Raw genomic sequence first — 23,171 nt, 5'->3', positions numbered from 1 at the left:
CATCTATCGGTGTAATCTATTGTCCGTGCCCTGTATGTGAAGCGGATCACATCGGCCGTGGTTTTCCGAAACCTCAGATCAGATCGGATTCTGCAAGCTGTCGCAGGGCGTCGAAATCATGAATCTGCACCCCCCCGCGCGAGGCTTCGACCACTTTGCTGCGTTTCCAAGTGGCGATGGTCTTGGACACGGCCTCGCGCGTGGCGCCGACGAATTCGGCCAGTTCGCTTTGCGACAGGGCAATTCGGGCGCTGGGTACCTCTTGCTGGTTTGCAAGGTGCAACAGCTTGCGCGCAAGGCGCACGGGCATTGGCAGGAAGACCTGCTCGTTCAACTGTGCCCCCATCCAGCGCATCCGCAGCCCGGCCAGACGGATCATGTCCACCGCAAGGTCAGGGTGTTCACGGATCTGATTCATCACGTCATTGCTGCGCACGCGCAGCACCCGCGATGGCTCGGCCGCCGTGATGGTGGCGGTGCGGGGGCCGCTGTCGAACAGGGCGATCTCGCCGAACACTTCACCCGGCCGCATCAGGCTGAGCGCCAGTTTGCGCCCGCTCATGGCCAGGAAAGAGACCTCGAGCATGCCTTCCATCAGGGCATAGAGCGCATCGCCCTCGTCGCCCTGTTCAAACAGAACCTCTCCCTGCGACAGGGATACGGGGGTTGCGAGGCTGGACAGCATGACGCGCAACCGTTCGGACGCTTCGGAAAGAAACCCGCTGTTGGGAAATGCTGTCATGGATGACACGAGGCCTCGGCCGGGAACTTGGTGGGTGGTGGTGTGTCAGCTTTCCACAGCTTGCGCGTCAAGCCAAGGATTTTGTGTGGTTTTCCACCGATGTCGGGCTTGCCGATCGGTGCCCTAGTTCTGGTCCGGGTCGTCCATGTAGCTTTGCAGGATGCTGAATTGCAGCATCAGGAACCCCATCAAGGCGATCGGGAAGCCAAAGGTTTCGATCTTGACCCACAGATCGGTGGACAGGGTGCGCCAGACCAGTTCATTGGCCACGGCCAGCACGGCGAAACAGGCGCACAGGCGGCGAGTCAGGATCATCCAGCCCTCGTGGCGCATGGGCAGCATCTCGTCCAGCACATAGGCGAGGTAGGATTTCCCTTGCATCAGACCGATACCCAGCATCAGCGAGAAGAACCCGTAGACCAGCGTGGTTTTCATCTTGAAGAACCGCTCGTCGTTGAACCAGGCGGTCAGGCCGCCGAAAAAGATGACCATGATGGCGGTGAAGATCTGCATCCGGCTGAGTTTGCCGGTCAGGTACCACAGGATACCCATCGCCCCCAACATCAGCGGAACGAAGATGATGGTGGCCACGATGAAGCCGGAATATTCCGTGCCACCGATCAGAAAGCTGTCGTCGCGCAGGCGCAGGTAGATGAAGAAGAAGGCCAGCGGTGGTCCCAGTTCCAGCACCTGTTTCAGAAACGGATTGATCTCTTTCTTGTCTGCCATGCCTGTCGTCCTGCTGTTCACCCGCCCATTTCAACTATTACCGCGCCCAATGCAATCAATGCCATCAGGATTATGCGCCGAGGCCCCACGGTCTCTTTCAGGGCCAGCCAGCCGATCAGCGCGGCAAAGACGGTCGAGGTTTCGCGCAGCACCGCGGCTTCGCCGACCTTGTCCAGCCGGGTGGCCAGCATGATTGCTCCGAAAGACATGGGGGCGATCAGCCCGCCTGCAAGCCCCCGCAGCATCAACGGCCCGATCGCCGGGCGGTGAATCATCGCCCGCCAGCGCAGGAAGGCGTAGATCGGCATTGTCGCCCCGTCGATCATGAAGAACCAGGCCAGAAAGGTGAACGGATCAGCCGTGGCGCGGATGCCGTAGGCGTCATAGGTGGTGTAGAGCGCCACGAAGAGGCCGGTTGCAACCGCAAGGGCCAATGCGATGCCCAAAGTCTCGCGGTTGGTTTCCAGGAAGCGGAAATTGTAGGCAGCCAATCCAAAGATACCGGTCAGCAGCACAGCAACGCCCAGCCACTGGGTGGGCGAAAAGGTTTCGTTGAACAGCAGATAGGCACCGATGACGGTGAACAGCGGGCCGGTGCCGCGCACCACCGGGTAGACCACGGTGTAGGACCCCTTGGTATAGGCCATCGCCTGCAGCGTCTTGTAGGCGACATGGATCAGCCACACCACGGCAAATATCGGCCACATGAAAGGTTCGGGCCAGGGCACGACGAAGAACGCAAAAGGCGCGGCCATCAGGCAATAGCAGGCGTCGATCGCCCCGCGCGACAGCCAGGGGTCATGCCGACCCTTCTGCAGCGCGCCGAAAACCGCGTGTAGGAAGGCCGCCATAAGGGCGAGACCAAGGGCCAGCCTGTGTCCGGCCTCTGTGCCTTCGAGGGAGATCAGCCAGTCGCTCACGCTGCGGGTCTTTCGCTGGTGGAGAGGCTGGGGGTTTTCCACCCCCAGACCCCCGAGGATATTTGGGGTCAGATGAAGGTCAGTTGGGGGCGAGTCCGGTCAGGGCGGCGGCGAATTCCTCGGGGTCGAAGGGGGCCAGATCGTCGATCTGTTCGCCGACGCCGATGGCGTGGATCGGCAGGCCGAACTTGTCGGCCAGCGCCACCAACACGCCGCCCTTGGCGGTGCCGTCGAGCTTGGTCATCACCAGGCCCGAGACATCGGCCAGCTTGCGGAAGGTTTCCACCTGGCTGAGCGCGTTCTGACCGGTGGTGGCATCGAGCACCAGAAGCGTGTTGTGGGGCGCCGTCTCGTCGATCTTGCGGATGACGCGGACGATCTTGGCCAGTTCCTCCATCAGGTCGGCGCGGTTCTGCAAGCGACCGGCGGTGTCGATCATCAGCAGGTCGGCGCCTTCGGCTTGCGCCTTGGTCAGGGCGTCGAAGGCGAGCGAGGCGGGGTCGGAGCCTTCGGGCGCGGTCAGGACCGGTACACCGGCGCGATCGCCCCAGACCTGCAGCTGTTCCACGGCGGCGGCCCGGAAGGTGTCGCCCGCGGCGATGACCACCTTTTTGCCGGCGGCCTTGAACTGGCTGGCCAGCTTTCCGATCGTCGTGGTCTTGCCAGACCCGTTGACGCCCACCACCAGCACCACCTGCGGGCGCTTGGGGTAGATCGGCATCGGTTTGGCGACCGGCTCCATCACGCGGGCGATTTCTTGCGCCAGCAGTTGCTTGATTTCCTGCGTCGAGAGTTTCTTGCCATAGCGCCCCTCGGCCATGTTGGCGGTGACGCGCAGGGCGGTGTCGACGCCCATGTCCGAGGCGATCAGCAGTTCCTCGAGCTGTTCGAGCATGTCGTCGTCCAGCGTGCGGCGGACCACCGGCCCGGCATCGCCGCGACCGAAGAGACGCCCGATCAGGCCCTTGGACTGGGGCTGTTCCGGCAATTCCGGCGGCGGCGGGGCGGGCGTCGGATCGGCCGGCTCGGGCGACGGTGTCTCGACCGGCTGCGGTGTGGGTGCGGGTTCGGGGATTTCCGGGACGGGTTGCGGCTCGGGCTCGGGCTGGGGGATCATCGGATCGGGGGCGGTGGTTTCTTCGCCGCCGTCCTCGACGATTGCCTCAAGCCCCTGTTCGAGGCGGGACGAGGATTTGAACAACCGGTCCTTGAGCTTGGTAAAAAACGCCATAGTGGTCTCCGCAGGTGTTCCCTTCACCTAATGCGGAATGGCGGCAGTTGCAAAGGGTCAGGTGAAGGCCAGGAAAAAGCCGAACTGTGCGCCCCAGTAGAGCGGCCAAACCAGATAGGGCGTCAGCCGCAGGGCCGGGTGGCCAGGCGGCAGCAGGAACCTTTCGGTTGCCAGGATCAGGTCCGAGGCGATGAAGGCCATCGCGGCTGGCAAAGCCCAGCGCAGCGCCCCGGCCTCGGGCAGGGTCAGAACAGTGATGCCCATGCCCAGAATGATCGGGATATAGGCAAGGACCGGTCCGCGCAGATCCCCGGCCCGAGTGGCCAGCAGCGTGGCCATCACGATTCCCAGAACGACCAGCGTCCAGGCGTATCCGGGTTTGTCCAAGATCAGCGCGGTGTCGCTTGCCGGATGGGTCAAGAACAGAGCGATGTAAACCAGATGCCCGGCGGCGAACGCCCCGATGCCGGCCATGAATGCGCCTTCTGTCTCGTGCGACAGAAGCGCGTCTCCAAAGGCGCAGAGAGAAAGCGCGAGGACCAGAAGCAGAGGGCCGGACTGCACTGCGGCCTCGACGGCCAGCAGGGCGACGCTGGCGGTTTTCAGCGCCGTGCGTAGCAGACTGGCCGGACGAGCCGTCAAGGCCAGGTAGGCCAGGGCACAGGCCAGCGCTGCGAGTACGAGAATGGTCATCTTTGGCCTCCGGTTTCCGCCTGCGCCGGAAAGTTTCGCCGCAAGCGGGGCAAATCCTCAACCCGTAACGTGGGGGCATGGCATGCGGCGGCCAAACGGGCGATGGCACAGGGCGGCGGCATCTGCCAAGATACCCCCATGTTCACGCGAGCGGCGATTCTGTTTTCCGTGCTGGCCCCATCGGTGGTGGCCCAGCCCCTGTCGGGCGCCGAATTCGATGCCTACACCCGGGGCAAGACCCTGTTTTACGGGTTCGACGGCGTTGCCTACGGGGTCGAGCGGTACCTGCCGGACCGGCGGGTGATCTGGTCATTTCTGGATGGCGACTGCAAACAGGGCGTCTGGTATGAACAGGACGGCCAGATCTGTTTTGTCTACGAAGATCGCCCGGACCCGCAATGCTGGGTCTTTAGGCAATCGGGGGGCGGGCTGGTCGCTCAGTTCGAAGGCGACCCCGAGGCAACCGAGTTGTATGAAGCGGGCGATATCGACGAAGAGATGATCTGCTATGGCCCGGATGTCGGGGTTTGATCGCTCGGGTTTCTAGAACAGCGACCCTTGATCCGGGGCAGGTGGCTTGGATGGTTTCTTCGCGGCTGAGGCCGTTCCGGACAGCGGTGCTGCCTTCAACTTTCCATCCGCGAACTCAATAGTCAGAGTGGCGTGCTTGCTGGCCATTGCCTTTGTGGTGACCACGCCGCTTTCGGCATGCACCACGGCATAGCCGCGTTGAAGTGTGGCCTTGTAGCTGAGCGTTTCCCTAAGTCGGTCGGTCGCATCCAGTTGTTGGCGAAGCCGGTCCATCCGCAGAGTCTGCGCGGCCGTCATGCGCTGGGCCAGCTGGTTGACCCGGTCGCGCTGCTGCTGGATTTCGCGCTGGATCGGGCGGATCGACAGGCGCGAGGACAGGTTGCGCAGCGTGTCCCGCCGCGCGGCCACGAGGCTGCGCAGCGTTGACGGGCGCAGGTGCCCCGACAGTTCCACCACTTGCAGGCGGCGGTTCTGCACGCCGCGTTGCAACGCTGGAGCCAGACGATCGGCAATCAGGTCCAGCCGTTGGCGCGGACCATCCAGCAGAGTTTCGGGGCGCGGCAGTGCGCGCGACAGATCGCGAAGGCGTTGGGCGCGGCGCTGCACAGCGTCGGTGGCCGCGCGGGATAGGCGGGCGCCCTGTTCGCCGGTCCAGGCCAGCAGTTCCATCCGCACGGGCACGGCCAGTTCGGCGGCGGCTGTGGGCGTGGGCGCGCGGCGGTCCGAGACATAGTCGATTAGCGTGGTGTCGGTTTCGTGCCCAACGGCCGAGATCAACGGGATCTCGGACGCGGCGGCGGCACGGGCCACGATTTCTTCGTTGAAACCCCACAGATCCTCGATCGAGCCGCCGCCACGGGCGACGATGATCAGGTCGGGCCGCGGCAGCGCGCCACCGGGCGTCAGGCGGTTGAAGCCCTGGATGGCGTTGGCGACCTCGGGCGCGCAGTTGGCGCCCTGCACGGCCACGGGCCAGATCAGCACCTTGCGCGGGAAACGGTCACGTAGGCGGTGCAGGATGTCACGGATCACCGCGCCCGAGGGCGAGGTGACGACGCCGATGATCTGCGGCAGGAAGGGCAAAGGTTTCTTGCGCTCGGGCGCAAACAGCCCTTCGGATTCCAGCTGTTTCTTGCGCTTTTCCAGCAAGGCCATCAGCGCGCCCTGACCGGCCACGACGACCTCGTCGACGTTCATGTTGTATTTCGACTGCGCGCCGAATGCAGTGAGGCGGCCCGTGACCACGACCTCGAGCCCTTCCTCGGGGATCACCGCTAGGCCGGAGATCTGGCCTTTCCACGTGGTGCAGGCCAGCACGTTGCGGTCATCCTTGACGTCGTAATACAGGTGCCCCGAGCGCGCCTTGAATACGCGCCCGACCTCGCCGCGCACGCGGATTCGCCCGAAAGTGCCTTCCAGCGTGCGTTTCACCTCGCCCGAGATCTCGGACACGGTGTATTCGGGGGTATTCTGGCCGGGAATCGGATCGTCAAGCAGGTCGGACATTTCAGCGCCTTGTTTCGATTGCCCGCGCAGCTTAGAACGCCGCGCAGGCAAGGCCAAGCAGATCGGAGACTTTCATGAACATCCTCATTCTCGGCAGCGGCGGGCGCGAACACAGTCTGGCCTGGGCGGTGATGCAGAACCCCAAATGCGACCGCCTGATCGTGGCGCCGGGCAATGCCGGGATCGCGCAGATCGCCGATTGTGCGGCACTAGATATCGAGAATGGCGGCGCGGTGGTCAGTTTCGCCGAGGAAAACGCCATCGATTTCGTGATTGTCGGCCCCGAGGCGCCCTTGGCCGCCGGGGTTGCCGACCGGCTGCGCGAGGCGAGCATTCTGGTGTTCGGCCCCTCGGCCGAGGCGGCGCGGCTGGAGGCCTCAAAAAGCTTTACCAAGGAGATCTGCGATGCGGCCGGTGCGCCCACCGCCGCCTATGCCCGGTTCACCGAGGCCGAGCCGGCCAAGGCCTATATCCGCCAGCAGGGCGCGCCGATCGTGGTCAAGGCCGATGGTCTGGCCGCGGGCAAGGGCGTGATTGTGGCGATGGACGAGGCGACTGCGCTGGAGGCTGTGGACGACATGTTCGGCGGCGCGTTCGGCGGGGCCGGGGCCGAAGTGGTGATCGAGGAGTTCATGGACGGCGAAGAGGCCTCTCTGTTCGTGCTGTGCGACGGCGCGAACATCCTGTCGGTCGGCACCGCGCAGGACCACAAGCGCGTGGGCGAGGGCGATACCGGCCTGAACACCGGCGGCATGGGGGCCTATTCTCCAGCACCGGTTCTGAGCCCCGAGGTCGAGGAGCGTGCGATGGAACAGATCGTGCGCCCGACGATGGCCGAGATGGCCCGGCGCGGCACGCCGTTTCAGGGCGTGCTGTATGCCGGTCTGATGATCAAGGACGGGCAACCGAGGCTGGTGGAATACAACGTGCGCTTTGGCGACCCGGAATGTCAGGTTCTGATGATGCGTCTGGGGGCGCAGGCGCTGGACCTGATGCATGCGGCGGCCGAGGGACGGCTGGACGAGGCGCGGGTCAACTGGGGCGACGACCACGCCATGACCGTGGTGATGGCCGCGCAGGGCTATCCCGGGGCGTATGAAAAAGGCAGCGTGATCAACGGGCTGGATGACTTGCCCGAGGACAGCAGCCATATGGTTTTTCATGCGGGTACCAAGGCGCAGGACGGGCAGATTGTGGCCTCAGGGGGCCGGGTTTTGAACGTGACGGCGCGTGGAGCAACATTGCAGGAGGCGCGTGACAACGCTTACGCAATGGTCGAGGTCATCGATTGGCCGGGCGGCTTCTATCGGCGCGATATCGGGTGGCGGGCGCTTTGACCGTTTGAATGCCTGCAGGGAAAGGGGGCTTTGCCCCCCTCGGCCTGCGGCCTCACCCCCAGGATATTTGAGGCCAGACGAAGCGTGCGGTCAGCAAGTGAGCGCGCGCGTGAGGGCTTTGTCGTCGGTCAGCGGGCCGAGGTCTCTGGTGCGCCAGCCGTCTTCGTGGTGGACGGCGATGATCCGTCGCCAGTCGGCGCTGGCGACGATCAGCTCGGGCCGTTCGTTGCAGGTGCGAAGGCCGCCCGAGATGAAATCCTCGCCGATCCGGTGGTTGGTCAGGCCGCGGAGCGCGGCGATTTCCGTCAGTTGGCCGTCGGCAAAGCGCCAGATGCGTAGGATTTTGGCCAAGTGGGGGCGATCGACATAGGCGATTTCGACATGTCCGTCGCCGTCGAGGTCAGCTGCGCTGACCGGGGCCAGCCAGCGGAAACGGGTGCCGATATGCGGTGTCGCCGCCATGCGGCCGTGCGGGCCGTAGATGGCAAGGCGCGCGCCGTGCTGCGCGTCACTCTCCACCGTAATGACTTCCGGAAGACCGTCGCCCGTGACGTCGACCACCCGGGGCGCGAGGTCTTCAAAGACGAGATGATCGGGCAGGGTGAAGGTGCGGTGCACGCCGTCCGAAAGCCTGAGTTCAAGCGTCCCCCATTCGATCCGGTCACCCAGAACGCCGTGTGGATAGCGGGTGGTCGGGTCGGTGTAGTGGGCGGTCGCTATGGTTTCGGCGGCCAAGGCAGGACCCGCCAGCCACAGGCATGCAGCCATCAGCGCGCCGCGCACGCGGCATGGCCAAAAGCGCACCGCCAGACGCGGCGCTTTGAAGCCGCAACGCATGCCGCCGGACGAGCGGGACATGCGCCGTCGCATCAGATCTGCTTTTCCGGCATCTGCACGATCAGCCCGTCCAGTTCGTCCGTCACCTTGATCTGGCAGGTCAGGCGCGAACGGGCCGGGTCGGGCTCGTAGGCGAAATCCAGCATGTCCTCTTCCATGTCGTCCTTGGCGGGCAGTTTCTCGACCCAGTCGGGGTGGACATAGACATGGCAGGTCGAGCAGGCGCAGGCCCCGCCGCAATCGGCTTCGATGCCGGGGATGTTGTTGTCGCGGGCGCCTTCCATCACGGTCAGGCCGTTGGCGACTTCGACGGTGTGCTCGGTGCCACCGTGCTCGATGTAAGTGATTTTTGCCATTGCTCGCGTCTTCCTCTTGCGATGTTTCGCATCTTCCTAATCAAGCCATCTAGGCGTTTCCACCCTCATTTGCGACTCGTCGTGGCGCGTCTGGACATTCGTAGCGTATGTTCTATTTTTGTTCTCATGATCGTTGCCCCGGCATCCCCCACGGTTTCAGGCCAGGACTGGCCGCGCCCGCCCGCCTGCCTGCCCGCCAACCGGCTGCAGGAGCCGCCCGAGGGCGCGCGGGTGACGGTCGCGGGGCTGGTGATCCTGCGGCAGAGGCCGGGGACGGCCAAGGGGGTAATCTTTGTCACGCTCGAGGACGAGACCGGCATCGTGAACGTAATCGTCTGGCGCAAGATCTACGAACGGTTCCGCCGGGCGGTGATCTCGGGACGGCTCTTGCGCGTCACCGGACGGATGCAGCGGGCCCATTCGGTGACCCATGTGATCGCGGAAGAGATCGAGGACATCTCGGGGATGCTGGACCTGCTGGTGCGGGGGGATGGGCAGGCCGGCTTGCCCTGATGCCTGACCTGATGCAAACTTTCCCGCGGAGGAGTTTGTCATGGCATCCAAAGCCGAAGGGTCCACGCCGGGCAACCCGGCGCCGCAGCAGGAGACTGCGCCCAAGGTCAACAAGGTTACAGCGGATGATATTGCCGAGTCGCTGAAAGCGGGGTTTTCCGACTTTCTGGCGCGCCCGGTCATGAGCGGCTTTTTCGGCCTGTTCTACGCGCTGTTCGGGATACTGTTCGTTTGGGCCCTGGTCTGGCTGGGCGCGGTCTGGATGGTCATTCCCGCCGCCGTCGGCTTTCCGCTGGTCGCGCCCTTTGCCGCCGCCGGGCTGTATGAAATGTCGCGCCGGATGCAGAAGGGCGAAGACTTTGGCTGGCGTGATATTCTCACGGTCATGGCCAATCAGCGCAAACGCGAAATGGGTTGGATGGCCTTTGTCACCCTGTTCATTTCTTGGGTGTGGTTCTATCAGTTCCGGACCGTGATGGTGATCGTCCTTCAACACTCATCCTTCTCGGATCTCGAAGGGTTCCTGAATACCGTGTTCTTTTCGCCCGAGGGCTGGATCTTTCTTGCGATCGGCACCTGTGTCGGCGCTTTTCTGTCGGCGGTGCTGTTCTCGGTGACCGTCGTCGCCATGCCCCTGCTGCTTGACCGCGAGGTCGATTTCATCACCGCGATGATCACATCCGTTCGGGTCGTCCGGGAAAACCCGGTGGTCATGCTGAGCTGGGCGGCGATCATCGCGGTCACCATGCTGCTGTCGCTGGTTCCGGCCTTTCTGGGCCTGATCTTTACCCTGCCGATCCTTGGCCACACCACTTGGCATCTGTATCAGCGAGCCGTGCAGCCGGCGGAGGGGTGATCTGTCCTGCAAATGAATGGTGTCGGCAGCGAAAGCCTCGGCCAAGACAACCCGGATACCAGCTTCACCTCTTGAACAGCACCCCCTGCGCCTCTTTGCTGCGGTGATTACCGCGCAGTTCGGCGTGCAAGCCCCGCCCCGCCTGCACCCCTGGACGGGTGGCCATGACCTTGAGCCAGCGGGCCATGTGCGGTTTGTCTTCCAGCGTCTGCTGCTGGCCCTCCCACAGGCTGGCCCAGGGCCAGATCGCCATGTCGGCGATGGAGTAGAAGTCTCCGGCGACGTATTCATTCTCCGCCAGCCGCCGGTCCAGCACGCCATAAAGACGGGCGACCTCGGTGCGGTAGCGATCCTTGGCATAGGGGATGTCCTGCGGCGGGTCGAAATATGGGGCGTATTTCAGGAAATGATGCGCCTGACCCGCCATCGGGCCGACGCCGCCCATCTGCCACATCAGCCATTCCTCAACCGCAATCCGCTGGCGCTCGGTCTGCCCATAGAACCGCCCGGTCTTGCGCGCCAGATACATCAGGATCGCGCCGCTTTCGAAAACCGAGATCGGTGCGCCGTCGGGGCCGTCGGGGTCGATGATGCCAGGCATTTTGTTGTTCGGGGCGATCTTGAGGAAATTCGGGTCGTACTGGTCGCCCTTGCCGATGTCGATCAGGTTGACGGTGTAGGGCAGCCCCATCTCTTCGAGCGCGATGGAGATTTTCCAGCCATTCGGCGTGGGCCAGTAGTAAAGCTCGATCGGGTTTGCCATCGTGTCCTCCGTGTCTCGGAGCGTGATCATGAGGCATTTGCGGCAAACGGCAAGGGGCAGGCCGCGCACCCGTTCAGGCTTGACGCAACGGGATGCGCGGCGTATGGGCAGCGCAGGAACCACGTGGCGATTTGTTACCGGATTGCGGGCCACGCTAAACAACACCGCTAAAAGGTCAGGATGAAAGCCCCCTTTCGCTTGACCGCGATTGGGTTTTTTTTTGCCCTCGGGTTCCGGGGCGGAAAGGGACGAGATGAGCGACAGCTGGAGCAAGCGCACAAAGGCCGTGCATGGTGGAATCCGCCGCAGTCAATACAAAGAGGTGAGCGAGGCGATCTTCCTGACACAGGGCTTCGTCTATGACACCGCCGAACAGGCCGAGGCGCGGTTCATCGAATCCGGGCCTGATGAGTTCATCTATGCCCGTTATGGCAACCCGACCGTCTCGATGTTCGAGCAGCGCATCGCTGCGCTTGAAGGGGCCGAAGACGCATTTGCCACCGCATCCGGCATGGCGGCGGTGAACGGGGCACTGACCTCGATGCTCAAGGCCGGGGATCATGTGGTTTCGGCCAAGGCGCTGTTCGGGTCGTGCCTGTTTATCCTGGAAAACATCCTTGGACGGTACGGGGTCGAGGTGACTTTCGTCGATGGCACCGATCTGGACCAGTGGAAGGCGGCGATCCGGCCCGAAACCAAGGCGGTGTTCTTTGAATCCATGTCCAATCCGACGCTCGAGGTCGTCGACATTCAGGCCGTGGCCGAGCTGGCCCACGCGGTCGGGGCCACGGTGATCGTGGACAACGTGTTCTCGACCCCGGTCTTTTCCAAGGCGATCGAGCAGGGTGCCGATGTGGTGGTCTATTCGGCGACCAAGCATATCGACGGGCAGGGGCGTGCGCTGGGCGGGGTGATCCTCGGCAGTCGCGAGTTCATCCGCGGCACGGTGGAGCCCTACCTGAAGCATACCGGCGGCGCGCTGAGCCCCTTCAACGCGTGGATCATGCTCAAGGGGCTGGAAACGTTGGCGCTGCGGGTCAATGCGCAGGCCGAGACGGCGCAGAAGCTGGCCGAGGCGCTGGAAGGCCATCAGTCGCTGGATCGGATCATGTATCCGGGTCTGAAATCTCATGCCCAAAACGCTCTGGTGCAGAGCCAGCTGGGGGGTAAGGGCGGTACGGTTCTGTCGCTGGACATCAAAGGGGGCAAGGACGCGGCCTTCCGGTTCCTTAACGCGCTGACGATCCCGGTGATCTCGAACAATCTGGGCGACGCCAAGTCCATCGCTACCCATCCAGCGACGACCACGCACCAGCGGCTGAGCGAAGCCCAGAAAGACGAATTGGGCATCACGCCCGGTTTGATCCGCTTTTCCGTAGGGCTCGAGGATGCCGACGATCTGCTGGCGGATATACGACAGGCATTGTCGGCTGCTGCGGACTAATGGCGCAATTGGGCGGGTGAACACATCGGCATCGGCGAAAGGCAGATCGGGACAAGGGCGCAATCCGTTCGGAAGCGGCGGTTTTAAGATGGTTTTTTCAATCCGGGCTGCTATCTCAACCGTATTGGGTTAGACTGAGGCTTTCGCCGTGGTCACAGATGACCTGACGACACACTGAGGATATGCAGCCGATGAACATTCATTCGCGCGACATTGACGAGAAACCTGATCGGGACGCGGCCGCCGAGGCTCTCAAGATCCTGCGGAAATGGGCAAAAGGCGCAAGCTCGGCCGAGATTAGACAGCTTGATCCGGTGGTGGCGCGCCTGGTGCCTGGGTTGATGCCGGAAAACTACCCTGCGATGTCGCGTGAATATCCCGACGACTTTAAGGTCGACGACGCCTACAAATCTGCCTTGCCCGACCTTCAGAACGGTCCGTCCAGCCTGATCCGTGGTGCCAAACAGCAGATCCAGCATGTGGGCATCTCGAATTTCCGCCTGCCGATCCGGTTCCACAGCAAGAACGGCCCGGACCTGACGCTGGAGACCTCGGTCACCGGCACCGTCAGCCTCGAGGCCGACAAAAAGGGCATCAACATGTCCCGAATCATGCGGTCCTTCTACAAACATGCCGAGCGTACGTTCAGTTTCGAGGTGATGGAGGCCGCGCTGAGCGATTACCTGACCGATCTCGACAGCTTCGACGCGCGGCTGCAGATGCGCTTTTCCTACCCCGAACGGGTCAAGAGCCTGCGGTCGGGGCTGGAGGGATATCAGTATTATGACATCGCGCTGGAATTGGTTGAACAGGGCGGGGTCCGTCAAAAGATCATGCATCTGGACTATGTCTATTCTTCGACATGCCCGTGTTCGCTGGAACTCAGCGAACACGCCCGATCGGTGCGGGGGCAGTTGGCAACGCCGCATTCGCAACGGTCGGTGGCGCGGATCTCGGTCGTGGTCGACAGTGACGCCGATTGCCTTTGGTTCGAGGACCTGATCGCCTTGTGCCGCCGGGCCGTGCCCACCGAAACCCAGGTGATGGTCAAGCGCGAGGATGAACAGGCCTTTGCCGAACTGAATGCCGCCAATCCGATTTTCGTCGAAGATGCCGCGCGTTTGTTTTGCGCTGAGCTTCTGGCCGATCACCATATCGGTGACTTCCGCGTGATCGCCAGCCACCAGGAAAGCCTGCACAGCCATGACGCGGTCTCGATCCTGACCGAAGGGCCGACTTTCGCCGCATCCAGCCTGGACCCGCGCCTGTTCTCGACGCTGTTCCACGTGGGATGATCGGCGCAAGCTGCTGAAAAAATGCGCAGGATCTGTCGGTTCAGCGCCTTTTCGCCGCATCGCAGCAAATTTTGCTGCGCGTGCGGCATTTATGCGATACGATTCTTGTGAATGCAGCATCGGCGCATCCGCACGGGTGGGTGTGCCATCCCGAAAGGAAGCCGAGACGTGCATCGCCTTGGACTGCACCCCGCCTCTGATCGCCCGATGGTTCGGTGTGGCAAGGGTTTTGCCCCTCAGGTTTCCGGCTGCTTCGTATTTACAGGAGAGACATGTAATGAATCCGATTGCCCATCAGCTTGAGCTTCAAGCCGCTGCCATGCGCCTAGCGGGCCATGCCGTTGCCAGCCAGTTGAAACTTATGGAAATCGTAGCTCGTTCGGCATTCGAACTGCCCTTGGCGCCGTTTGGCGTGCCAAGTGCAGGGACGAAGGCGACCGCGGCCGCACCGGCCAAACGCCCTGCCCCTAAGCCTGTTCGCAAAGCGAAAGCCGCAGCTAGTCCCAAGTCTGCCGCCAAAGTGGCCAAGCCCAAGCTGGCAGCTAAAGCCACCGCAGCGCAGGCGAAGCCCGCCGCGAAGCCGGCACCCGCGCAAAAGGCGGCCAAGCCATCGGTGGTAGCGACGCCGAAAGCCGCTGCTTCAAAAGCCACGACTCCCGCCATCGCGCCGAAAACCGACGCCGGGGCCAAGGTTTCCGAGCGGAACGCAGCGCCCAAAAGTGCGGTCTCGGAACCGGCTCGGCCTCAAAAGGTTACCGCGAAACCGGCATCGAACGTTCAGCCGAACAAGGTGCCCGCGCCGGCAGAGGTCGCCGCCCCGACCAAGCCGGTTGCCGCGACCGCCAAGCCTACGCCACGCCGGACCCGGGCGCCGTCCAAGCCGCCGGCGATGCCGGAGCCAAAGGTCACAACCACGGACTGATCTCTCTACGCTTGCTTGACAGTTCCGGGCGGGCGCGCCAACCCTGCGCCTCATGATTGATCTTCGCCCTGTCGGATATGTGATTGGATTGCTGGTCGCCATTCTCGGGGCGACCATGGCTCTGCCCATGCTTGCCGACGTCATCGAAGGCCGTGGCGAATGGACCGTTTTCTTTGAAAGCGGCGTCATCACGATTCTGACCGGGGTCGTTCTGGCAATGAGCTGCGCGAACGGCGTAGGTGAGGGGTTAACGATCCGCCAGACCTTTCTTCTGACCACGGCGGTTTGGGTCGCGCTGCCTGTGTTCGGCGCGATCCCCTTCATCTTCGGCGCGACCGAGCTGCGCTTCGTCGATGCCTATTTCGAGGCGATGTCCGGCCTGACCACCACCGGATCGACGGTCATTTCCGGGCTGGACGACCTGCCGCGCGGTTTGCTGCTGTGGCGTGGAATCCTGCAATGGTTGGGTGGGATCGGCATCATCGTCGTGGCCATGGTCTTCCTGCCCGAGCTCAAGGTCGGCGGTATGCAGATTTTCCGCTCGGAAGGTTTCGAGACCATGGGGAAGATCCTGCCCCGCGCGCAGGAGATCGCGGGCCAGATTTCCCTGATCTACGTCTTTCTGACCTTTGTCTGTGGCCTTGTTTATGCCGGGTTGGGGATGAGTTTCTTTGACGCGCTGGTACATGCGCTGACGACGATTTCGACCGGCGGATTTTCGAACTATGACGCGTCTTTTGGCACCTTTTCGGGGCCTGCAGAATATGCGGCATCCGTTTTCATGATCCTCGCAGCGCTGCCCTTCGTGCGCTATGTGCAATTCGTGAACGGCCGGACCACTTCCTTGTGGGAGGACAGTCAGATCCGCGTGTTCCTGGCCACGATCGCCGTGCTGGTGATGGTTATGGCGGTTTTCCTGACCTCGGTCTTTCCGCATCATTGGGAACAGGCGGTGCGCGAGTCGCTGTTCAACATCACCTCGATCATTTCCGGAACCGGCTATGCCAGCGTCGATTACATGGCCTGGGGCAGTTTTCCGATCATGATGTTCTTCATGATCGGGCTGATCGGCGGGTGTGCGGGCTCGACCGCCTGTTCGATCAAGGTGTTCCGGTATCAGTTGCTGTTTGCCTCGATCAAGGCGCAGATTCAGCGCATCCGGTCACCGCATGGGGTGTTCATCCCCAAATATGACGGCCGCCCGATCAGCCGCGACGTGCTGACCTCGGTCATGAGCTTTTTCATGTTCTTCGCCCTGTCGCTGGGCGGGCTGTCGTGGGCACTGGCCCTGACCGGGTTGGATTTCATCACCGCCGTCTCGGGCGCGGCCACGGCGTTGGCCAATGTCGGCCCCGGTCTGGGCGATCAGATCGGCCCGGCCGGAAACTTTTCCGGGTTGAACGACACGGCCAAGTGGCTGCTGACCTTCGGCATGCTCACCGGGCGGCTGGAGTTGATGGCCGTCTATGTCCTGTTCACCATAAGGTTCTGGAGAGGCTGATGAAAAGACCGCTGGGCGCGCAGATTTCCCACATGCTCAGGGATCGGGGGGTCGAGGTCATCTTCGGCATCCCCGGCGTGCACAATCAGGAAATGTATCGCGGGATCGAAGAGGCAGGTATTGCCCATGTCCTAGCCCGGCACGAACAGGGCGCGGGGTTCATGGCCGACGGTTACGCACGCGCCACGGGCAAGCCGGGCGTGGCCTATGTGATCACAGGGCCGGGCCTGTGCAATATCCTGACGCCGATGGGGCAGGGGTACACGGACTCAGTGCCGATGCTTGTTTTGTCCTCGTGCCTGGACGAGTCCCAAGCCCAGCGGGGCCAGTTGCACCAGATGAAGGATCAGCGCGCCGCTGCGGGCTGCGTGGCCGACTGGTCGTGCCAGGCCAACGACGCGCAAGCGGTTTATGGCCTGATCGAGCGCGCCTTCGAGGAATTCGCGCTTCAGCGTCCGCGTCCCAAGCATATCCAGGTGCCGATTGGCCGGCTCGAGGCCGAGGCCGATCCTGCGCCTTTTCCCAACCAGGACGCGCAACGGGTGCGCGCGCTGGCGCCCGACATCGCCCCGGTCCTGTCGCTGCTGAACATCGCGCGCCGGCCTTTGTTCATTTTGGGAGGCGGAGCCCGGTCGAACCTGTGGCGCCAGATCCTGATCAATCTGGGCGCGGCCTGTTTCACCACCTATGCCGGGCGGGGGCTGGTCGGCACGGGATACGCGCTGGATTTCGGCGCCATGCTGCCGCGTCCGGGCAGCGCCGAGGTCATCGGGTCCGCCGACCTGGTGATCGCAGTTGGGGCCGAGTTGGGAGAGGTGGATCTGTGGCGCGACGACCTGGGCCACAAGGCAACGCTGGTGCGGGTCGATCTGGACCCCGAGGTGCTGTCGGATCGCCACCGGGCCGCGGTCAAGCTGCAGGCCGATGCCGAGAGCTTTGCGCTGGCCCTGTGGGCGGCCACCGAAGCCGCCAAGCCCGCAACCGGCTGGAGCCCCGACGAGGTGGCCGAGGCGCGCGCGCGCTGGCGGGCCGAGGTCGATGCCGAGCGCCCGGGTATCGTGCCCGTGGCCGATGCCCTGCGCGCGGCGATGCCGGCCGACACGATGATCTATTCCGACATGACCCAGTTCGCCTATGCCGCGAAAGAGGTCTGGGACATGGCCTTTCCCCACCACTGGCATCATCCGACCGGGTTCGGCACCCTGGGCTATGCCCTGCCGGCGGCGATCGGTGGTGCGGTGGCGCGGCGCGGCAAGCCGACCGCCGTGATCGCGGGGGATTACGGTTTTCACTACACGATGCAGGAACTGGGCGTCGCAGTAGAGCTGGCTCTGTCGCTGCCGATCATCCTGTGGGACAACGGCAAGCTGAAAGAGATCGAGGACAGCATGGTCAGCAGCCAAATCGCCCCCAACGCCGTGGTGGCGCGCAACCCCGATTTCTGCAAACTGGCCGAGGCATTCGGTGCCTTGTCAGCGGCCCCTGCGTCACTGTCCGACATGCAAAATGCGGTGCGGACGGCCTTTGAGGCGCCGCGGCCCACGCTGATACATTTGACGCCCGAAATCCTGAACGGTTGATCGCAAAAGGCGCCGCATGGAACTGCGGCGCCCTCGGTCGGTTCACAAGGCCCGGATCAGTCCCAGCAATTCACCAGGACCGTCATACCGATTGCCCGGCGGTTCAGTTCGTCCGGCGAGACCTGTCCGGTTTCCTGCGCGGTTTGGGCCGTGGCACCTGCTTTTGACAGAAGGTCATGCAGGTGGTCGGCGGCGGCCGCCAGGCTGACATCGCGTGGCAGGGTGCGGCCTTCGGCCCGGGTGGGCAGCAACATGCCCACGACATTGCCGTGATCGTCAAAGACCGGCCCGCCTGCGTCCCCCGGTTGCGCCGCAAGGTTCAGGCGGGTCACGCCGGTTTCGCCGTTCAGCCCGCGGATGTCTGCGACCTTGCCAAAGGTCAGCGTCGGGGCACCCAGCGCGCCTTCGTAGGAATACCCGGCCACGGCTACTTCGGACTGCAGCCGCGGAGGTGCGTCGTTCAGGGCCGCCACGGCCATCGGCGCCAGATTGCGTGCCGGTCGCAGCACCGCCGCACCAAGATCCGGGTCGCTGTGGGCCAACTCTAGGTCCTGATCGTCATCCAGGGTGATGCGGCTGCAGTTCTGGACGGCCTCGGCTACGGTCAGGACCAGCCCGCTCGGGTCGGCAAAGAAGCCCGACCGTGACAGGCGCGGCTTGCGGATGCGCAGGCCCGACATCAGATCGACGCTCTGGCTGGCCGTTGCACCGGCGGACGATTCCAGCACCGCGTCGAGCCGGGCAAAGCTGGTGGTCATGGCGGCCAGAACGCGGGTGCGGCGGGCCTCGTCCCCCTCGGGCCAGACCAGGGTGAAACCCTTGATCCGGCCATCCTTCAACTCGGCCTGGGTATGGGAAACGATCCCTTTGCCCCGACCTTCGATCGAGAAGCGGTTTCGACTGATCTCGCGCGGGCCGTTCAGGGGGACGATTTCCAGCGACTGCATCACCTCGTAGAGGGCACGCAGGGTGTTGTTGTCGCCCTCTTGGCTGATCAACAGAACGCGGGCGTCCAGATCGCCCTTCGGTTTGAAATGGGCGAATGGAGCCTCGTACCGGTCAAAGGTCACGACACCCAGCGGCAGGTCCATCGAGATCCCGGCGCGGTCATCGACATGGCGCTGCATGCCAACGCTGATGAGCGGTGCGTTGTAGTCATCCATCAGCACCTTGCGCTGTGCGGTGGTCAGAACGCCGGTGGGCTCGAACCCGTTGAACCGCTGCCAGTCGGCCATCGACCGGCGGGTGCCCTGCCCAAATGCGCCGTCGATCGTAGCGCTGTAGAAGCCCGCGGCCTGCAGGGCGGTCTGCAGGTCCTTGCGCTCCTGCGCGTTCAGCCGCCGTTCGGACTGCAGAGCCTGGGCGCGGGTTTCGTCAGATGGTTGCGGGGTCAGACCGGCCTGGGGCCGTTCGGGCTCGGGCTGGACAGGGGCCGTGATGGCGCCCCGGTTCAGGACATTCGCGCCAATGGGCCAAAATTGCTGCCCCAGCGCGGCGGAAAAGGTGATGAAACTGTCCGACGGGATCTGACGCTCGGCCCGATAGACGCGCAGTACCTGTTCGGCATCTGCACGAAGATAGGGGCCGATGACGATGGCGTACCAGCCGCTGTTCAGGCGAAACCCGTTCACGTCGGGTAGATCGCTGGCATAGGCCTGGGCGCGCTCCTGCGCCTCGCGCAGCGAGGGCTGCGCCTCGATCTGCACCCAGACGCCGGGGTCGGTGCCTTGCTGAGCGATCGCGGCCCGCAGACCGAAGGAAATCGTGAAAATAAATGCAACTAGAATACGTGTCATTTTCTGCCCGTTGGTGCGGTGTCTTGGTCAAGGAACAGGTTACGCGATTCACCAGGGCGAAAGCCATGGCCCGGCCACGGGGAATTTCCAGTGTGGCGGCACAGTGACAGCCAGCGGCCATTGGCCCGTTGACGCCCTTTGGCCCCTTGCATAGGAAGGGCCAAACCGACCGGAACCGGGCACATCCGCGCCCAAAGGGAATGTCATGACCGAACCGTCAAGCGCACCACGTTCATTTCAGGAAATCATCCTGCGGCTTCAAAACTACTGGGCCTCGAAGGGCTGCGCCATCCTGCAGCCCTACGACATGGAGGTCGGCGCCGGTACCTTCCACCCTGCAACCACCCTGCGCGCACTTGGCGCCAAGCCCTGGGCTGCGGCCTATGTGCAGCCCTCGCGCCGCCCGACCGACGGCCGCTATGGCGAAAACCCCAACCGCCTGCAGCATTATTACCAGTACCAGGTGCTGATCAAACCCAGCCCGCCGGACCTTCAGGAGCTGTATCTGGGCAGCCTTCAGGCCATCGGCATCGACATGGACCTGCATGACATCCGATTTGTCGAGGATGACTGGGAAAGCCCCACCTTGGGCGCATGGGGCCTGGGCTGGGAGGTCTGGTGTGACGGGATGGAAGTCAGCCAGTTCACCTATTTCCAGCAGGTCGGCGGCCATGACTGCGCGCCGGTCTCGGGCGAATTGACCTATGGGCTGGAACGGCTGGCGATGTATGTGCTGGGCATCGATCACGTGATGGACATGCCCTTCAACGATCCACAATCGCCGATCCCGCTGACCTATGGCGACATCTTCAAGCAGACCGAGGAAGAATACGCCCGCTGGAATTTCGACGTGGCCAATACCGAGGTTCTGCTGCGCCATTTCGAAGAAGCCGAGGCCGAGTGCGCTGCGATCCTGAGCCAGGAGCATGCGGACCCCAAGACGGGCAAGCGCATCATCATGGCACATCCCGCCTATGACCAGTGCATCAAGGCCAGCCACATCTTCAACCTTCTGGACGCGCGCGGCGTGATCTCGGTGACGGAACGCCAGGCCTACATCGGGCGGGTGCGGGCGCTGGCCAAGCAATGCGCCGATGCCTTCGTGCAGACCGAGGCGGCCGGGTACCAGGCCTGATGGGCCGCTCAGGCCAATCCCGGCAGCAGGGCCTTGAGGCCGTCCGCGATCATGCCGACCGCGATGGCCGACAGGATCATGCCCATCAGACGGCTCATGATGACGCGGGCGTTGTCCGACAGGCGCCGGCCGAGGGCCGCGGCATTCCAGAACGTGACCAGCAACAGCAGCGTCACGCCCAAAAACACCCCGGCATAAAGCATGGCATCGGCAACGTTGCTGATATGATGGGCAAACAGGATGACCGTAGTGATGGTGCCGGGCCCCACGAGAATGGGAAAGGTCAGCGGATAGAAGGCGACAGTCTCGGGCGCCGGGTAGGCCTGTTTTTCGCTGTCCGTCCCGTGATGCGCGCTGGTTTCGCCGCCGTTCAGCATGTTCAGCCCGAACAGCAGAACCACAAGGCCGCCAGCGACCCGCAGATCATTGACGCTGATCCCGAACAGCCCCAGAATATGATTGCCGAGGATGGCGAAAAGACCCCCGAGAACAAGGCAGTACACGGCGGTCTTGACCGCAACCTTGCGCTGGTCGCCCAGGTCCAGGCCCTCGGTCACGGTCAGGAAAACGGGCAGGTTGGTGATCGGGTTCATGATCGCAAACAGCGCGCCGAAAAATCCGGTGGCCAGTGTCAGATCCATGCAAATAGCCTTACGATATCAGGTTCAGGTTCCGACACTGTCTCATTTTCGGACGACTTGAAAGACGCTGCGTGAACAGGAGGCGTGATCTATGACCGGAAAGCTGCTGGCAATTCTCATTGTGATCTGCGCGGTGATGGCGGGCGTGGCCATGTATTACCTGCAGGTCTACGGGTACTACTACACCGTCACGCCGACCCCCGGCCGGGATGTCGTTCTGACCGACCGGCAAAGCGGCGCGACGGTGCCCATTTCCTATGACGGGTTTCAAGCCATCGACGCCGACAGCTCTCCGATCCGGTACCGGGCCTGTTTCACGACGGATCTAACACCGGATCAACTGGCCCAGCAGTTCGAACCCGCCGAAAAGGCCGAGCCGCTGACGGCACCGGGCTGGTTCGACTGCTACGACGCCGAGGCGTTGGGAAAGGCGCTGGCAAGCGGTTCGGCCCGCGCGTTCATCGGCGTCAAGAACATCCACTATGGCGTGGACCGGGTGGTTGCGGTCACCCAGGACGGGCGCGGCTTTGCCTGGCACGTCCTGAACAACTGCGGCGAAAAGGCCTATGACGGCACCGTGGTCGGCGAGGAATGTCCGCCCCGCCCGGAAAGCTGAGCGGCAGGATGGGGTTCACCTTGGATATCCCCGGTTTCGTGACGGCAACACTGGGTTTTGCAGTCTACCTGATGGGCGCCGAGATCAACGCCCGCGCCGAGGTTCTGCGTCGGTTCAACATTCCCGAACCTGTGACCGGAGGCCTGCTGGCCTCACTGGTGGTTCTTGCGCTGTATTTGCTGTTCGGGATCGAACTGGAGTTCGACCTGACCACGCGGGATTTCCTGCTGGTGCTGTTCTTTGCCGGGATCGGCCTGAACGCCCGGCTGTCCGACCTGATCGCAGGCGGAAAGCCCTTGCTGCTACTGCTGATCCTCACGCTGCTGACGATCGTGGCGCAGAACCTGATCGGCGCGGCGGGGGCGGCGGCCTTTGGCTATCCGGCGCAGTCCGGCGTTCTGTTCGGGTCGGCCGCCCTGATCGGCGGCCACGGCACCGCCATCGCTTGGGCGCCCGAGGTCGCGCAGGCCACCGGGCTTGAGGGCGCGACCGAGTTGGGGGTGGCCGTTGCGACCCTCGGGCTTGTTCTGGCCGCGCTGGTCGGTGGCCCCATCGCGCGTCTGTTGATCGAAGGGCGCGACCTGTCGCCAAACCGCCCGGACGAGGAACACACGATCGGCTTGCCCGACGAGCCGTCAGACGCTGCCGCGAAGATCGACCACCTGACGGTGATGCGGGTGCTGCTGTACCTGAACATGGCCATCATCGCGGGCTATGCTCTGTCCGAGGTTATCCTGGCCGCGGGTTTGAAACTGCCGTTGTTCGTGCCGTGCCTGATCATGGGCATCGTGATCGGCAACCTGCGTCCGCTGCTGGCCCCGCGCGCTGCGCCTGTGTCGCGCACGCCGTCGCTGGCGCTGATTTCGGAGTTTGCGCTGGGCGCGTTTCTGGCCATGTCGCTGATGAGCCTGCAGCTGTGGACCATCGCAGATTTGGGCCTGTCGATCGTGGTGATCATGACGGCGCAAACGTTGTTTGCAGTGGCTTTCGTGATCTGGGTTCTGTTCCCGGTCATGGGCGCCAACTACCGCGCGGCCGTGCTGGCGGCGGGGTTTGGCGGCTTCGCGCTGGGCGCGACACCGACCGCAATTGCCAATATGACCGCCGTAACCAAGCGATACGGGCCTTCGCCTATTGCCTTTATCGTGCTCCCCCTTGTATCCGCATTCTTCGTGGATATCGCCAATGCCATCGTCATCCAGACGATCGTCAATTTCTAAGGATCGA

General features: G+C 63.4%; 23 protein-coding genes and 1 riboswitch. Of the genes, 12 read left to right on the top strand and 11 right to left on the bottom strand.

Annotation, left to right across the window (positions count from 1 at the left end; genetic code table 11):
- Positions 1-73: 73 nt before the first annotated feature.
- The 5 genes from AC2FME_RS02360 to AC2FME_RS02340 form a co-directional block, all read right to left on the bottom strand.
- Entirely contained in the window at positions 74-742 is a 669-nt protein-coding gene (locus AC2FME_RS02360; protein WP_496799509.1) for a Crp/Fnr family transcriptional regulator, read from the bottom strand.
- 123 nt (positions 743-865) lie between these two features.
- Positions 866-1,471, bottom strand: coding sequence for an inner membrane-spanning protein YciB (locus tag AC2FME_RS02355; protein WP_496795964.1), 606 nt, complete (start codon positions 1,469-1,471; stop codon positions 866-868).
- Between the two features lie 17 nt (positions 1,472-1,488).
- Positions 1,489-2,391, bottom strand: a complete 903-nt coding sequence (locus AC2FME_RS02350; protein ID WP_170366474.1) for an EamA family transporter — start codon at positions 2,389-2,391, stop codon at positions 1,489-1,491.
- Between the two features lie 79 nt (positions 2,392-2,470).
- Positions 2,471-3,622 (bottom strand): signal recognition particle-docking protein FtsY, encoded by a 1,152-nt coding sequence (gene ftsY, locus AC2FME_RS02345; RefSeq protein ID WP_496795965.1) that lies wholly within the window; start codon positions 3,620-3,622, stop codon positions 2,471-2,473.
- Positions 3,623-3,679: 57 nt separating this feature from the next.
- Entirely contained in the window at positions 3,680-4,315 is a 636-nt protein-coding gene (locus AC2FME_RS02340; protein WP_496742340.1) for a lysoplasmalogenase, read from the bottom strand.
- Positions 4,316-4,453: 138 nt separating this feature from the next.
- On the opposite strand from AC2FME_RS02340, the gene AC2FME_RS02335 reads away from it, so the two are divergent.
- Positions 4,454-4,846 carry a hypothetical protein gene (locus AC2FME_RS02335; protein ID WP_496712782.1) on the top strand — a complete coding sequence of 131 codons (393 nt, stop codon included), beginning with the start codon at positions 4,454-4,456 and terminating at the stop codon, positions 4,844-4,846.
- Between the two features lie 12 nt (positions 4,847-4,858).
- On the opposite strand, the gene xseA is transcribed toward AC2FME_RS02335, so the two are convergent.
- Positions 4,859-6,352 carry an exodeoxyribonuclease VII large subunit gene (gene xseA / locus AC2FME_RS02330; protein ID WP_496712784.1) on the bottom strand — a complete coding sequence of 498 codons (1,494 nt, stop codon included), beginning with the start codon at positions 6,350-6,352 and terminating at the stop codon, positions 4,859-4,861.
- A gap of 74 nt (positions 6,353-6,426) precedes the next feature.
- Between xseA and purD the strand changes: the two genes are divergently transcribed.
- Positions 6,427-7,689: a phosphoribosylamine--glycine ligase gene (purD, locus tag AC2FME_RS02325; RefSeq protein ID WP_496799508.1), complete on the top strand. Its 1,263-nt coding sequence runs from the start codon at positions 6,427-6,429 to the stop codon at positions 7,687-7,689.
- 90 nt (positions 7,690-7,779) lie between these two features.
- On the opposite strand, the gene AC2FME_RS02320 is transcribed toward purD, so the two are convergent.
- Together AC2FME_RS02320 and AC2FME_RS02315 are read right to left on the bottom strand one after the other, a co-directional pair.
- Entirely contained in the window at positions 7,780-8,547 is a 768-nt protein-coding gene (locus AC2FME_RS02320) for an FG-GAP repeat domain-containing protein (RefSeq protein ID WP_496799507.1), read from the bottom strand.
- A gap of 11 nt (positions 8,548-8,558) precedes the next feature.
- Positions 8,559-8,882, bottom strand: coding sequence for a 2Fe-2S iron-sulfur cluster-binding protein (locus tag AC2FME_RS02315; RefSeq protein WP_149776058.1), 324 nt, complete (start codon positions 8,880-8,882; stop codon positions 8,559-8,561).
- A 126-nt stretch (positions 8,883-9,008) separates the two neighbouring features.
- Here AC2FME_RS02315 and AC2FME_RS02310 point away from each other — a divergent pair, with 126 nt between their 5' ends.
- Both AC2FME_RS02310 and AC2FME_RS02305 read left to right on the top strand, forming a co-directional pair.
- A complete protein-coding gene (locus AC2FME_RS02310; protein ID WP_496799506.1) occupies positions 9,009-9,395 on the top strand; it encodes an OB-fold nucleic acid binding domain-containing protein in 387 nt (128 codons plus the stop codon).
- Between the two features lie 40 nt (positions 9,396-9,435).
- Complete coding sequence (locus AC2FME_RS02305) at positions 9,436-10,251, top strand: DUF2189 domain-containing protein (protein ID WP_496799505.1); 816 nt, start codon at positions 9,436-9,438, stop codon at positions 10,249-10,251.
- Between the two features lie 64 nt (positions 10,252-10,315).
- Here the strand turns inward: AC2FME_RS02305 and AC2FME_RS02300 are convergent, their stop codons facing one another.
- Entirely contained in the window at positions 10,316-11,014 is a 699-nt protein-coding gene (locus tag AC2FME_RS02300; protein WP_496799504.1) for a glutathione S-transferase N-terminal domain-containing protein, read from the bottom strand.
- A 113-nt stretch (positions 11,015-11,127) separates the two neighbouring features.
- Positions 11,128-11,205, top strand: a riboswitch (SAM riboswitch).
- Between the two features lie 62 nt (positions 11,206-11,267).
- Between AC2FME_RS02300 and metZ the strand changes: the two genes are divergently transcribed.
- The 5 genes from metZ (at position 11,268) to AC2FME_RS02275 (ending at position 17,756) form a co-directional block, all read left to right on the top strand.
- Entirely contained in the window at positions 11,268-12,458 is a 1,191-nt protein-coding gene (metZ, locus tag AC2FME_RS02295; RefSeq protein ID WP_496799503.1) for an O-succinylhomoserine sulfhydrylase, read from the top strand.
- A 191-nt stretch (positions 12,459-12,649) separates the two neighbouring features.
- On the top strand, positions 12,650-13,753 hold the full coding sequence (folE2, locus tag AC2FME_RS02290) for a GTP cyclohydrolase FolE2 (RefSeq protein ID WP_496799502.1): 1,104 nt from the start codon (positions 12,650-12,652) through the stop codon (positions 13,751-13,753).
- A 277-nt stretch (positions 13,754-14,030) separates the two neighbouring features.
- Positions 14,031-14,675 carry a hypothetical protein gene (locus AC2FME_RS02285; protein ID WP_496799501.1) on the top strand — a complete coding sequence of 215 codons (645 nt, stop codon included), beginning with the start codon at positions 14,031-14,033 and terminating at the stop codon, positions 14,673-14,675.
- A 52-nt stretch (positions 14,676-14,727) separates the two neighbouring features.
- The gene (locus tag AC2FME_RS02280; RefSeq protein WP_496682232.1) at positions 14,728-16,176 is read left to right on the top strand and encodes a TrkH family potassium uptake protein; all 1,449 of its coding nucleotides are present in this window, start codon (positions 14,728-14,730) and stop codon (positions 16,174-16,176) included.
- Positions 16,176-17,756: a thiamine pyrophosphate-binding protein gene (locus AC2FME_RS02275; RefSeq protein ID WP_496799500.1), complete on the top strand. Its 1,581-nt coding sequence runs from the start codon at positions 16,176-16,178 to the stop codon at positions 17,754-17,756. Before AC2FME_RS02280 ends, AC2FME_RS02275 begins: the two co-directional genes overlap by 1 nt.
- A gap of 56 nt (positions 17,757-17,812) precedes the next feature.
- Here AC2FME_RS02275 and AC2FME_RS02270 read toward each other — a convergent pair whose 3' ends face one another.
- On the bottom strand, positions 17,813-19,552 hold the full coding sequence (locus AC2FME_RS02270) for a serine protease (protein ID WP_496799499.1): 1,740 nt from the start codon (positions 19,550-19,552) through the stop codon (positions 17,813-17,815).
- Between the two features lie 205 nt (positions 19,553-19,757).
- Between AC2FME_RS02270 and AC2FME_RS02265 the strand changes: the two genes are divergently transcribed.
- Entirely contained in the window at positions 19,758-20,687 is a 930-nt protein-coding gene (locus tag AC2FME_RS02265) for a glycine--tRNA ligase subunit alpha (RefSeq protein ID WP_496682224.1), read from the top strand.
- Positions 20,688-20,695: 8 nt separating this feature from the next.
- Here the strand turns inward: AC2FME_RS02265 and AC2FME_RS02260 are convergent, their stop codons facing one another.
- A complete protein-coding gene (locus AC2FME_RS02260; protein WP_496799498.1) occupies positions 20,696-21,328 on the bottom strand; it encodes a MarC family protein in 633 nt (210 codons plus the stop codon).
- A gap of 91 nt (positions 21,329-21,419) precedes the next feature.
- On the opposite strand from AC2FME_RS02260, the gene AC2FME_RS02255 reads away from it, so the two are divergent.
- Positions 21,420-21,944, top strand: a complete 525-nt coding sequence (locus tag AC2FME_RS02255; protein WP_496682218.1) for a DUF6446 family protein — start codon at positions 21,420-21,422, stop codon at positions 21,942-21,944.
- Between the two features lie 8 nt (positions 21,945-21,952).
- A complete protein-coding gene (gltS, locus tag AC2FME_RS02250; protein WP_496682248.1) occupies positions 21,953-23,164 on the top strand; it encodes a sodium/glutamate symporter in 1,212 nt (403 codons plus the stop codon).
- Positions 23,165-23,171 lie beyond the last annotated feature (7 nt).

The organism is Ruegeria sp. BHSC026 (genome assembly GCF_059613065.1).
The sequence above is the reverse complement of the archived record's forward strand: the minus strand, read 5'-3'. Positions and strand labels throughout refer to the sequence as shown.

Coding starts and splice junctions, on each gene's coding strand:
- AC2FME_RS02360 (WP_496799509.1), bottom strand. CDS start 742: ATGACAGCATTTCCCAACAGCGGGTTTCTTTCCGAAGCGTCCGAACGG.
- AC2FME_RS02355 (WP_496795964.1), bottom strand. CDS start 1,471: ATGGCAGACAAGAAAGAGATCAATCCGTTTCTGAAACAGGTGCTGGAA.
- ftsY (WP_496795965.1), bottom strand. CDS start 3,622: ATGGCGTTTTTTACCAAGCTCAAGGACCGGTTGTTCAAATCCTCGTCC.
- AC2FME_RS02340 (WP_496742340.1), bottom strand. CDS start 4,315: ATGACCATTCTCGTACTCGCAGCGCTGGCCTGTGCCCTGGCCTACCTG.
- AC2FME_RS02335 (WP_496712782.1), top strand. CDS start 4,454: ATGTTCACGCGAGCGGCGATTCTGTTTTCCGTGCTGGCCCCATCGGTG.
- xseA (WP_496712784.1), bottom strand. CDS start 6,352: ATGTCCGACCTGCTTGACGATCCGATTCCCGGCCAGAATACCCCCGAA.
- purD (WP_496799508.1), top strand. CDS start 6,427: ATGAACATCCTCATTCTCGGCAGCGGCGGGCGCGAACACAGTCTGGCC.
- AC2FME_RS02320 (WP_496799507.1), bottom strand. CDS start 8,547: ATGTCCCGCTCGTCCGGCGGCATGCGTTGCGGCTTCAAAGCGCCGCGT.
- AC2FME_RS02315 (WP_149776058.1), bottom strand. CDS start 8,882: ATGGCAAAAATCACTTACATCGAGCACGGTGGCACCGAGCACACCGTC.
- AC2FME_RS02310 (WP_496799506.1), top strand. CDS start 9,009: ATGATCGTTGCCCCGGCATCCCCCACGGTTTCAGGCCAGGACTGGCCG.
- AC2FME_RS02305 (WP_496799505.1), top strand. CDS start 9,436: ATGGCATCCAAAGCCGAAGGGTCCACGCCGGGCAACCCGGCGCCGCAG.
- AC2FME_RS02300 (WP_496799504.1), bottom strand. CDS start 11,014: ATGGCAAACCCGATCGAGCTTTACTACTGGCCCACGCCGAATGGCTGG.
- metZ (WP_496799503.1), top strand. CDS start 11,268: ATGAGCGACAGCTGGAGCAAGCGCACAAAGGCCGTGCATGGTGGAATC.
- folE2 (WP_496799502.1), top strand. CDS start 12,650: ATGAACATTCATTCGCGCGACATTGACGAGAAACCTGATCGGGACGCG.
- AC2FME_RS02285 (WP_496799501.1), top strand. CDS start 14,031: ATGAATCCGATTGCCCATCAGCTTGAGCTTCAAGCCGCTGCCATGCGC.
- AC2FME_RS02280 (WP_496682232.1), top strand. CDS start 14,728: ATGATTGATCTTCGCCCTGTCGGATATGTGATTGGATTGCTGGTCGCC.
- AC2FME_RS02275 (WP_496799500.1), top strand. CDS start 16,176: ATGAAAAGACCGCTGGGCGCGCAGATTTCCCACATGCTCAGGGATCGG.
- AC2FME_RS02270 (WP_496799499.1), bottom strand. CDS start 19,552: ATGACACGTATTCTAGTTGCATTTATTTTCACGATTTCCTTCGGTCTG.
- AC2FME_RS02265 (WP_496682224.1), top strand. CDS start 19,758: ATGACCGAACCGTCAAGCGCACCACGTTCATTTCAGGAAATCATCCTG.
- AC2FME_RS02260 (WP_496799498.1), bottom strand. CDS start 21,328: ATGGATCTGACACTGGCCACCGGATTTTTCGGCGCGCTGTTTGCGATC.
- AC2FME_RS02255 (WP_496682218.1), top strand. CDS start 21,420: ATGACCGGAAAGCTGCTGGCAATTCTCATTGTGATCTGCGCGGTGATG.
- gltS (WP_496682248.1), top strand. CDS start 21,953: ATGGGGTTCACCTTGGATATCCCCGGTTTCGTGACGGCAACACTGGGT.